At 71.1% G+C, this 10737-nt stretch carries 8 protein-coding genes and 3 pseudogenes; 6 read left to right on the forward strand and 5 right to left on the reverse strand.

Annotated features, from left to right (window positions below; all coding sequences use genetic code 11):
• Nucleotides 1-177: 177 nt before the first annotated feature.
• Nucleotides 178-297, reverse strand: a pseudogene (locus tag ACFP2V_RS38695) (IS6 family transposase); the annotation flags it as partial.
• 91 nt (nt 298-388) lie between these two features.
• A complete protein-coding gene (locus tag ACFP2V_RS21280; RefSeq protein ID WP_381214700.1) occupies nt 389-853 on the reverse strand; it encodes a hypothetical protein in 465 nt (154 codons plus the stop codon).
• 89 nt (nt 854-942) lie between these two features.
• On the opposite strand from ACFP2V_RS21280, the pseudogene ACFP2V_RS21285 reads away from it, so the two are divergent.
• Nucleotides 943-1266: pseudogene (locus ACFP2V_RS21285) on the forward strand (TetR-like C-terminal domain-containing protein); the annotation flags it as partial.
• Between the two features lie 261 nt (nt 1267-1527).
• Here ACFP2V_RS21285 and ACFP2V_RS21290 read toward each other — a convergent pair.
• Nucleotides 1528-1914, reverse strand: a complete 387-nt coding sequence (locus ACFP2V_RS21290; protein WP_381214703.1) for a hypothetical protein — start codon at nt 1912-1914, stop codon at nt 1528-1530.
• Between ACFP2V_RS21290 and ACFP2V_RS21295 the strand changes: the two genes are divergently transcribed.
• The gene (locus ACFP2V_RS21295; protein ID WP_381214706.1) at nt 1915-6816 is read left to right on the forward strand and encodes a cation-translocating P-type ATPase; all 4902 of its coding nucleotides are present in this window, start codon (nt 1915-1917) and stop codon (nt 6814-6816) included.
• 615 nt (nt 6817-7431) lie between these two features.
• Here ACFP2V_RS21295 and ACFP2V_RS21300 read toward each other — a convergent pair.
• The gene (locus ACFP2V_RS21300) at nt 7432-8151 is read right to left on the reverse strand and encodes an IS6 family transposase (protein WP_381214709.1); all 720 of its coding nucleotides are present in this window, start codon (nt 8149-8151) and stop codon (nt 7432-7434) included.
• 203 nt (nt 8152-8354) lie between these two features.
• Between ACFP2V_RS21300 and ACFP2V_RS21305 the strand changes: the two genes are divergently transcribed.
• From ACFP2V_RS21305 to ACFP2V_RS21320, 4 genes are all read left to right on the forward strand, one after another.
• Complete coding sequence (locus ACFP2V_RS21305; protein WP_381214712.1) at nt 8355-8570, forward strand: hypothetical protein; 216 nt, start codon at nt 8355-8357, stop codon at nt 8568-8570.
• A gap of 57 nt (nt 8571-8627) precedes the next feature.
• Complete coding sequence (locus ACFP2V_RS21310; RefSeq protein ID WP_381214715.1) at nt 8628-8759, forward strand: hypothetical protein; 132 nt, start codon at nt 8628-8630, stop codon at nt 8757-8759.
• 137 nt (nt 8760-8896) lie between these two features.
• Nucleotides 8897-9376, forward strand: coding sequence for a hypothetical protein (locus ACFP2V_RS21315; protein ID WP_381214718.1), 480 nt, complete (start codon nt 8897-8899; stop codon nt 9374-9376).
• 302 nt (nt 9377-9678) lie between these two features.
• A complete protein-coding gene (locus ACFP2V_RS21320; protein WP_381214721.1) occupies nt 9679-10398 on the forward strand; it encodes an IS6 family transposase in 720 nt (239 codons plus the stop codon).
• 85 nt (nt 10399-10483) lie between these two features.
• Here ACFP2V_RS21320 and ACFP2V_RS21325 read toward each other — a convergent pair.
• Nucleotides 10484-10737, reverse strand: a pseudogene (locus tag ACFP2V_RS21325) (hypothetical protein); the annotation flags it as partial.

A 10737-nucleotide genomic window follows, 5' to 3' on the forward strand; every position in this document is an offset into this window, starting at 1 on the left:
GCCCGCCTGAAGATCGCTACCTGGATCACCGGGTTCTACAACCCGCGACGCAGGCACAGCGCGGCCGGCGGCCTGCCGCCGGAGGAGTTCGAACGGACCATCACCGAAGCACGCAAGAAGAGCGACCAGAGGTGCCAGGCCGCATAGGAGAGGTCTCTACGAAACCAGGGGATTGACAAGCATCGGCTCCCCGGCCTCGCGGAAGCCGAGCGGGAACCGGAAGCACCGCCACACGCAGCGGGAGAGGGTCTCCACCGGGTATCGGTGCCTCTGGTACGACGGCGGCGCGGACGACACCGGCAACCCCGACACGGCACCTTCAGCCCGAAGGCCCTCCCACATCGTCAGCCAACGTGCCAGTGCCCGGCCAGGGCGTCGGTCGCGGGCGTCATCGCCGCTGGTCCGATGCCGTGATGACGCCGTAGGTGACCAGGCCGTAGACGAGGTGCGGCACGACGTCGGCGGTCCAGTCGCGGGCCGACCACGTGCGGGGGTCGCTGACGCCGAGGCGGGCCATCGGCGCATCGGTGAGGGCTATCGCCAGGGCGCCGGTGAGCAGGCCGCCCAGCCACAGGGGGCCCCGGACACCTGCCCGGTGGATCAGTGACACGGCGGCGCCCGTGCCGGTGCCGACGGCGATGCCCGACAGCGCTCCGAGGCCGGTGAGCCGGTTGTCCCGGCCGCTCGTGTCCGGGACCGGGTGCCCCATGAGTGTGGTGATCTTGTCCACCGCGGTTTCCGGGATACTGCTGGCCGGTCGGCCGCGCAGTGCCATGTCGGCGTAGGTCACGGCGTTCAGAGCGGTGGTGCCGGCCGCTCCTGCGGCGCAGCCGCGCGCGATGCTTCGGATCATGCCGTTTCGGGTTCCCGTGACTTATGTGACCAAAACGGCGCACATCATGGCGTAGAGATGGAAGAGGCCGTAAATATGCATATCGGGGCGCGATCTTCCAGCGCGAACTGTTCGGCACTTTCAGCGCGGACCGCCTCGCCGCAGCCGAACCCTTCGCGCTCTCGCCCTCGCTCCGGGCCCATCTCGAGCACCTGTCGACCTGCGGGCCAAAAGCCCTGCCACCGCCCGCGACCGCCCTCCTGCTGAGCGCGTGGGGGCACATGCATGGCCTCGTGGTCCTGGAGGTGTTCGGGCACGCTTCCTTCGTCGGCGACCACCAGGCTGAGATCTTTCACATGGCGATGCGGAGCCTGCTGGAGGACGTCCACCGCCGGATTCCCGAATGCGCGGGCACGCCGCCCATGGCGGGCTGAGGATGCCGGGCGCTGGAGCCCGTCGGTTCCGGTGGCCGGCCGTCCTCACCGAGCGCCTCCTTGTCTCGTGTGTCGTTCTTGGTCGTGAGATCCACGCGGGCCCGGCGCAACGGGTCGCCGTCGTCGGCCCGGCCGGTGGCGGGGATGTCTGTGATTCAGTTCAGGGAACGCCAGGTCGATCAGAAGGCGGCCTTCGGTAAGTGGGTGGGATTTCCTGCAAGATCATCTGTGCCCGCTCAGGGGGCGCGGGGCACGATCGTGTCAGGGGCTGCTGTCGGCTTCGGGTTTCGGCGTTGAAGGCTTGTCGATCGTGACTGCCTGTGCGGGCGTCTGGGGTGCCGGTGGTGGGGGCGGGAGTGCTCCTCCGCGGCGCAGGACGGCGTAGCCGATGCCGATTCCGGCGGCGACGGGCCATTCGAGGGCGCCTGCCAGGGCGAGGGCCCCGAGCCCGGCGTAGAGGGGGAGTCCGCCCTTGGCGGGCAGGATGCGCTGTGCGGCGGTGACGGGAAGGGTGACCGCCTTTTGCGCAGCGTGGGCGACGCTGTCGAGCGGGATGGTGATTGCATGCCCGTTGCGACCCGCGTGCTGGGCGGTCGCGTCTGTGGCGGTGGGGTCCGCTGTGGGGGTCTGCGTTGTCGCCTGGGTCATGTGATCACTCCATCGCTCTCGCCGACTCCCCACACTATGTCCGCTTCGTATAGATTTCAGAACCTGTTCGCCTGTTGGGGTCGGCGGCGCCGGTGGCTGAGCACTGCGCAAGCCATGGCGCCCGGGTTGAGTGAGGGAGTCGCGCCGGTGCTGCGAAGCGGTGTGGTGATGTCGCTGGGTTGCCGGTTCATGGCGGAAGCGTCCTCGGTGGTGCCTGCGTCCGCCGGGGTGATCGCCTCGCATGCGGTGCGGATGCCGGCGGGGGTGCTGCGGACGCTCGAGCGGGGGTGGCAGACGGCTGCACGGGTGGGCGATGCCGTCTGGGGTGAGGTGGTCAGGGCGGCCGAGGTGGTGCGGGATGCGGGCCCGGCCAGGCGCCGCAGGCGCGTGTGGTCGCGGTCGGGCAGGGCGCACATCGAGGTGCGGGGTCTGGCCGGAGAGGGGAAGCGACAGGAGCGGCTGGCTGGGGGGCTGGAGTCGGCACTGACCAAGCTGGCGGGGGTGCGCTGGGTTCAGGTGAATGCGGCGCTGGGGCATGTGGTGGTCGACGCGGCGGAGGATGGTTGCGATTTCGCCGGGCTGCTGGATGTGGTGTGTGCGGTGGAGCAGGCACACGGGGTCGCGGAGCAGCCGTTCACGCATGATCAGCCGGGTGCGGCGTTCGATGATGTACCGGAGGTGCTGGCCAGAGTTGCTTTGGTCTCCGACTGCGCGGGACTGGTCGGCACCGTGGTGGGCTGGACGGCCTCGGTTGCCAGGTTGCCGCGCGCTGTACGGGTTCCGCTGGTCGTGGCTGACACCCAGCCGCAGGTGCGCCGGTGGCTGGCGCGACGGGTGGGCCGTGCCCATGCCGACGCGTTTTTGACCATGGCCAGCGCGCTGGTGTACTCGGCCACCGGTGGGATGACGCCGCTGGTGCTGGACGCGCTCCAGCAGTGGTTCAAGCTCGGTGAGGCGCGCAGCCGGCGGGCGGTGTGGGAGCGCCGGGAAGGCGAACTGGTGGCCGCCGGTGCCGGTCTTCCGCGGCGGGCCACCACGCCCCTGCCGCGGCCGGCCGCGGTGCCGGCGGGACCGGTGGAAAAGTGCGCGGAGCAGACGTCGCTCACCGCCCTGCTGGGGGCGGCCGGGGTGGCCGCCTGGACCAGGGATGTGGAACAGGCGGGCCAGGCCGTCCTGGCGACGGCGCCCAAGGCCGCCGGGGCGGGGCGTGAGGTGTTCTGCGCGGTGCTGGGCCGTGACCTGGCGCAGGCAGGCGTGGTGCCGATGAATCCGGCGGCGCTGCGCCTGCTGGACCGGGTATCCGCCGTCGTCATCGATTCTTCGGCCTTGTGCGTTCCGCGGGTGCGGCTGCTGTCGGTGTCAGACGGTGGGGAGCAGGACGAGGCAGAGTTGTGGCAGGCCGCGCAGAAAGTCCTGTCCAAACGGACGCTTAAGGATATGGCCGGTCCCGGTCCGTGGGCGGCGTCCGGCTGGCGGCTGCGGCGCCGGCCGGACGCCCTGGATCAGCGGCCTGATTCCCTTTCCGGTCTGCATCTTGAGGTGCGTGACGTAGCTGGCCGGTCACTAGGACGGGTCGTGGTGGGATGCGATCTCGATCCGCTGGCCGATGCGGTGATTGCCACAGCCCGCTCCGGCAACCGCCGCCTGGAGATGACCCAGCACGCCAGCGCCGCGGAGCTGCTGCGGTGGGCCGATCACGCTGTGCCCGCCTCCACGGCGCTGGCCAAGCGGGTACGCACCCTGCAGCAAGAAGGCCACGTGGTCGCCCTGATCACATGCCACGACGGCGAAGCACTCGCAGCCGCGGACGTCGGAATGGCCCTCCCCCTACGGGCCGAGTTCGGAAGGCCGGCTCCTCCGGCGCCGTGGTCGGCAGACATCGTGTGCGGCCCAGGGCTGGAGCACGCGTGGCATGTGCTGTCCGCCGTGGACGATGCCCACCATGTCAGTGCGGCCTCGGCACGCCTGTCCACGGGCGGATCCGCACTCGGAGCACTGATCGCGGCCGCCGGTGCCCGGCACCGGATGTGGGGCCTGACGACCTCTCCCGTCCACGGCGCCACGTTTCTGGCTCAGATCGGCGGCGTCCGGGCGGCACGGCGCCTTGCCCACCGGCCCCGACCCGCCGGCCATGTCCGCGGCGCCTGGCACGCCATGGACGCAGACGATGCCTTCCGCGTCCTGCGGCCGTTGCACCATCGCGCCGCCACAGTGCGCATGACGTCCGACGTTGCTGCACCGACAGCATTCGATCGGACGCGGCATCGGCTGGCCGGGGCCGTCACCACAGCCGTCACCTCCCTGGGCCTGTCCGCGCAGGCACAGCATGCCGGTGAGCTGCTGGGTGCGGTGCGCGAGGAACTGCGTGACCCCCTGACCCCGGTGCTGGCTCTCGGTGCTGCGGCGTCCGCCGCGGTCGGCTCGAGCGTCGACTCGCTGCTGGTGGGCGGGGTGATGGCGGGCAACGCCGTGATCAGCGGTGCCCAGCGCCTGCGCGCCGAGCAGGCACTGAGGACTCTGCTGGCGAAGGAGAGCATCACCGCCCGCCGCCTGCGCCAGGTGCCGGACGATCCAGGCCAGGGCTTCCTCGGACTGCTGGAGACGGTGGACTTCGATCCCATCGACGCAAGCGACCTTCAGGTGGGCGACGTGATCGTCCTGCGCCCGTCCGAGGTGGTACCCGCGGATGCCCGACTGCTGGCAGGCGGCCAACTCGAAATCGACGAGGCGGCACTGAGCGGCGAACCCACCCCCGTGGCGAAGAACCCCGCGGCCACTCCAGGAGCGGACCTGGCGGAGCGGTCCTGCATGATTTACCAGGGATGCACGGTGCTGGCGGGCACCGGGCTGGCCGTTGTCGTCGCGACCGGCGGACAAACCGAGGCAGGGCGCGCCGCCGACCTGGCCGGGAACGCCACCACCGCATCCGGCATCGAGGGACACCTCGCCGCACTGACCCAAACGGCACTGCCCGTCGTCGGCATCGGCGGGGCAGTGGTCACCGCCCTGGGACTGTTGCGCGGCCTGCCGCTGCGCCAGGCCCTGGCCTCCGGCGTCGCGGTCGCGGTGGCCGCCGTCCCCGAGGGCCTGCCGCTGGTCGCCACCGTCGCTCAGTCAGCGGCCGCACGCCGACTGTCCCGCCACGGCATCCTGCCCCGCTCCGCCCGCGCGCTGGAAGCGCTCGGGCGCGTCGATGTCATCTGCTTCGACAAAACAGGCACCCTCACCGAAGGCCGCCTGACCCTGGCCCGTCTGGCATCCACCGAGGAGATCCTTCCCCCCGACACAGAAGAGGCACACCGCCTGCTGCGCACCGCCGCCCGCGCCTGCCCGGCCCCCGACGCGCCCCTGGCCCACGCCACCGACCGGGCCGTGCTGGAAGCCGCCGACAAACACGACATTCAAGATCCCACCTGGGCACGGGTTGCGGAACTGCCCTTCGAGGCCAGCCGCGGCTACTCGGCCTCCGTAGGAACCGACAACGGCCGTCCCCTGCTCGCGGTCAAAGGGGCACCCGAAATCATTCTCCAGCGCTGCACCACCACCCTCGATCCCGCCACCGGCCCCACGGAGAACCCGGACGGCGAAGTCGACAGCGAAAGCCGTCTGGTTCCGCTCGATGAGCAGCGGCTGGCAGCCGCTCACCGCATGATGCGACAGCTCGCCGACCAGGGTCTGCGCGTCCTGGCCGTCGCCCAGGCCGCTCTGCCCGTGGCCGAACCGGCTAACGATGACCGGGAACAATCGGCGGAACAGGCGACCAGTACCGCCGTGGCGACCGACACCGTGGCCGACCTGGCCCACGATCTGACGCTGCTGGGGTTTGTCGCCATCGCCGACGCCCCCCGCCCGACAGCTGCCGACGCCGTCAAGCGTCTCACCGACGCGGGCGTACGCATCGTCATGATCACCGGAGACCATCCGGCCACCGCCGCCGCCATCGCCCGCGACCTCGGCATCCCCCACACCCAGACCATCGTCACCGGCACCGACATCGACTCCCTCACGGCCGGCGACCGCACCACAACCATCGACCAGGCCAGCCTCTTCGCCCGCGTCTCACCCGAACACAAAGTCCGCATCGTCCAAGCCCTACGGCAGGCCGGGCACGTCGTCGCCATGGTCGGCGACGGCGTCAACGACGCAGCCGCCATCCGCCTCGCCGACATCGGCATCGGCCTCGCCACCCATGGCTCCACCGCCGCGCGCGCCGCCGCCGACCTCGTCCTGACCGACCCCGACCTCACCCGCATCCTCGACGCCCTGCACGAAGGACGCGCCCTGTGGGCAAGCGTCCGCGACGCCGTCGCCATCCTCGTCGGCGGCAACGCCGGAGAAGTCGCCTTCACCATCCTCGGCACCGCACTCACCGGCCGGGCCCCCCTCGGCACCCGTCAACTCCTCCTGGTCAACCTCCTCACCGACATGCTCCCCGCCCTGGCCGTCGCCCTCGCCCACCGCACCACAGCCACCCACACCACCCTCACGGACCGGCCCGCCCCCGCCCTCATGGGACCCGACCTGGCGCGACTGCTGGCCATCCGCGGCACCGCCACCACCCTGGCCGCCACCGCCGCATGGCAGACCGGCCGGTTCACCGGCCGTGCCCGCCGCGCCGACACCATGGGACTGGCAGCCCTGATCACCGCCCAGCTCGGCCAGACCCTCATCACCGACTGGCGCAGCCCCCTCGTCCTGGCCACCACCGCCCTGTCCACGACAGCCCTCCTCACCGTCGTGCAGACCCCCGGACTGAGCCACTTCTTCGGCTGCGCCCCCCTGGGCCCCATCGCCTGGACAACCGTCGCCACCAGCGCCACCACGGCCACCCTCACCGCCGCCATCGCCCCTCGGCTGCTCACCCCCACCAACCCACCCACCCACGCGCACTCCCCCGCATGACCGCACGCAACATTGCCAGGCCCCTATCCACCAGCCATCGGGGCCCGACCAATGCGTCTTCACTCCAGGGCCGACCGTTGCAGGAATCGGCGATCACCGTCCGAGCAGATCACACCACCCCGTTCACCATCTGACACACCCCTGTAGTTCCGGTGTCTGTGCTGTTCAGCAGCTTGGGGGCCGGATTCGGGCATGGGTACAGCCACCGTGATCATGAACGTTTGTGCCGGCGTTTCAAGAAGCGGTGGCCGCAAAGGTCACGACAGCCCAGGCCGCCCGGGGCCGGTTGTTCGGGGCGGCGATGGATGCGGTCACGGGCTGCTTCGCGCGGCGTGAGACACGTGCGACGGCCGCGGAGACGATCACCGGGCTGCTCACGGAGGTGGACACGCGAAACTGCCGGACGCCGGCTCAGGTACTGGGGCATCCTGTGCCGCTCGAAGAGTCATCGTCGCCGGTCAAACGATGCAACGGTACTCACCGAGCACGCCGCCGAGGATCTTGGTCCGCAACACCCGGCGGGCGTTGCGGTCATGCAGGCGCTGTCACGTTGTTGAGTGAGGAGGTGCCTGGCGGTGCGTCGGGGCGTGGCGGGGCCGGGTTCCGGCCGCGTGTTCAGGGAGTGCTGGGCAGGCCGGCAACTCCGGTGACCTGGTCCCGGATGGCGAAGCGGATGGTCATCTCGGCTCGGTAGCCGGAGGCTGTCATCAGGTGGCGGCGGGGCCGGAAGTGCGGTGAGATGCCGCGGAACGCGGACAGGAACCGCTGCGCCCCACCGGTGCTTCGAAGGCCCTTCATCGCGCGTTCACGCTGCCGGGTGGGCTGGTGGCTGTTCTCCGCCCGATTGTTCAGGCGTTTGTGCGAGCGGTGCCCGGCCGAGGGCATCAGCTCCCGGTGGGCGGTGCCGTAGGAGCGGAGCCTGTCGGTGACCATGACCCTGGGCGCCCGCTGCTGCTGCTTCATGAGCTTGGCCAGGAACCGCTTGGCGGCCTTCGCGTCCCGCTTGGACTGCAGCAGGACGTCGAGGACGTTGCCGTCCTGGACGACGGCCCGCCACCGGTACTGCCGCACACCGTTGACCTTGACGAACACTTCGTCGAGATGCCACGTGTCGCCGGGCCGGGGCCGGCGGCGGCGCAGTCCGTCGGCACAGGCCTGACCGAAAGCGGCGCACCAACGACGCACGGTCTCGTGGGAGACGAGGATGCCGCGCTGAAGCATGAGCTCTTCGATCTCGCGGAACGACAGCGGGAACCGGCAGTACCGCCCCACGCAGGGAGAGATGACCTCCACCGGGTACCGGTGCCCCTGGTACGACGGCGGCGCGCTGTCCACGGACGGTCCCCCTCCACCATGACCAACCCGAAGATCATCCCATCCGGTCAGCCACCGTGACAGCACCCACGGACATGCTGCCCACCATGGCCATCGCCGCCCGCCGACCACCCCGACCGGCTGTTCGCGGAGGGCCCGGAGGCCTCGCTCGGCAAGGCCCTGATCCGCCACATCCGGCCGCGGCCGCCGCCGTCACCACGGCCGTGGCCGCGGTGGGGTCCCTGGTGGTGCTGGGCGTGGTGGTGAGCGTGCCGGGGCTCAGCCACTTCTTCGGCAGCCGGCCCCCGGGCCCCGCGGCCTGGACGATCGCGCTGGCGTCGGCGGCGGGGTCGGTGCTGGTGCCCCTCGCGGTGCGGGGCGCCGCCGGCGCACTGGGGAAAGTTCACCTGCAGCACACCTGTGTGCAGCCTGCTGGATGACTTGGGGGCCGACAAAGGAGTCGTACCCGGCACGACACACACGAAAGGCGGCGGACCATGCCGCACATCTTCACCACGGTCCTGACCCAGGTGGCGGTCGCCCTGCTCGAGGCCGCCGTGGTCCGGCTGGCCGTCCGGCTCTGGAAGGCCTTCGGCACGAGCGGGCAGCCGGCGGCCGCACACGCCTGAGCGGCCGCACACGCCTGAGTGACCCCCGAACCAGCCTGCCCGAATTGTCCGTTCGGGCGGGTTTATTCGCGCGCATTGATGGAACGCGGCCAAGAAGACCCCTCGCCACTCATGCCCCACGGCAGGAGAGGACGGAGATGACTTCCCCGGATCCACAGACCCAGCCACCGCAGCAGCCGGCCCCGCCACAGGCCGGGACCCAGACCGAGGAAACCCGCACCCCGGAACTACAGCAACCCCCGACGGAGCACCCCGAGGAGAAGCGGACGGGCGGCAAGGTGCTGCAGTTCCGTACCGCGCACGCCCGGGTTCCGATCCCCTACATCACCCCGGGCGACATGTTCTCCACCGCCCGCCCGGCCACGTCCATCCTCCCTTCGCCCCGCAAGCTGGCCTTCTACGGTCTCCTCGGCGCCATGGCCGTGGTCGAGGCCGTCGAGTGGCCGATCGCGGTTGCCGTCGGAGCCGCCACCGAAGTGATCACCCGTGAGCAGGCCGCACGCCAGCGCGCCGAACACCAGCGCATCGAGCGGGACCGCGCCGCACGCGACCAGGGCCGGCAGGTCGCCACCGGGCGGACAGAGCCCGGGGGGCCCGCGCAGCCAGCGATGGCATGACACGTCCCCGCCCCGAACGTCGGGGGGATCCGAACGCCGTCCACAGCGGCTGCTTCATCCTCTCGGCAGCGCCCAGGGTCTTCGGCGGGTACGGATACCGGCGCAGCTCCATGGATCTCATGGCCCAGGCAGCGCAAATGTCGCGGCCAGCTGTCTGTCAGTCGATCGATGCGGCCAGGTGAGCGGCAGCTTCGTTGGGATGCAGCGGTCGACATCCAGTAGGACCTCGGCGGGCGTTGTCACGTGGGCTGACCGGCCTGGGATGATCTTGGAGTTGATCGTGCTGGACAGGGGGATCGCTCGTGTCGTCCGCGCCGCCGTCGTACCAGGGGCACCGGTACCCGATCGAGGTCATCTCCCACTGCGTGGGGCGGTACTTCCGCTTCCCGCTCAGCTTCCGCGAGGCCGGGAAGCTGCTGCCCGGGCGCGGCGTGCTCGTCTCTCACGAGACGGCCCGGCGCTGGTGCGCCACGTTCGGTCAGGCCTGTGCCGGCGCACTGCGCCGCCGCCGGCCCGGGCCCGGCGACACGTGGCACCTGGACGAGGTCTTCGTGCGGATCAACGGTGTGCGGCAGTACCGGTGGCGGGCCGTCGACGCCGACGGCACCGTGCTCGACCTCCTGGTCCAGGGCCGAAGGGACGCCGCTGCGGCCCGGCGGTTCTTCCGCAAGCTGCTCAAGCGAACCTGCTCGGTGCCGCGGGTGATCGTCACCGACCAGCTGCGCTCCTGCGGCGCGGCCCACCGCGAGGTCATGCCCTCGGCCGGGCACCGCTCGCACCGGGGCCTGAACAACGGGGCCGAGAACTCCCACCGGCCGACGAGGCAGCGCGAACGCGCGATGACAGGCTTCCGATCGGTGGGTGCCGCCCAGCGGTTCCTGGCCGCGTTCAGCGGCATCTCACCCCACGTCCGGCCCCGCCGCCACCCGATGACCGCCCCCGAGTACCGCACCGAGATGACCCTCCGCTTCGCCATCCGGGAGCAGGTGACCGGCGCCACCGCCCTGCCCGCCGCGGCCTGAGCACGAAAGCCGGAACCCGGCCCCACCACAGCCGACACACCATCAGGTACTCACACACTCCACAACGTGACAGCGCCCTCGGAACTCATGCCGCGTCGTGCCGGGCGGCGATACGGGTCACCGTGACCTCGACGGTGACCCGCTCCGCGACACCGAGGGCGGCGAGGTGGGAGATGGCGGCGGCCCCCCACCCGGTCGTGGACGTTCCGGGCGATGTCCAGCGCTCGCCGGCCCTCGGCCAGGACGCAGCGCACCTCGATGTTCCCTCCCGGACCGTCCAGTGCCCGGTCGGCGCGGATACCTGCCTCGGGCGACGTGCGGTGAGGGGTGGTGTCCGTC

The organism is Streptomyces incanus (assembly GCF_042656345.1).
GTDB lineage: Bacteria > Actinomycetota > Actinomycetes > Streptomycetales > Streptomycetaceae > Streptomyces > Streptomyces incanus.

Coding starts and splice junctions, on each gene's coding strand:
- ACFP2V_RS21310 (WP_381214715.1), top strand. CDS start 8,628: ATGCCGCACATCTTCACCACGGTCCTGACCCAGGTGGCGGTCGCCCTG.
- ACFP2V_RS21290 (WP_381214703.1), bottom strand. CDS start 1,914: ATGACCCAGGCGACAACGCAGACCCCCACAGCGGACCCCACCGCCACA.
- ACFP2V_RS21280 (WP_381214700.1), bottom strand. CDS start 853: ATGATCCGAAGCATCGCGCGCGGCTGCGCCGCAGGAGCGGCCGGCACC.
- ACFP2V_RS21315 (WP_381214718.1), top strand. CDS start 8,897: ATGACTTCCCCGGATCCACAGACCCAGCCACCGCAGCAGCCGGCCCCG.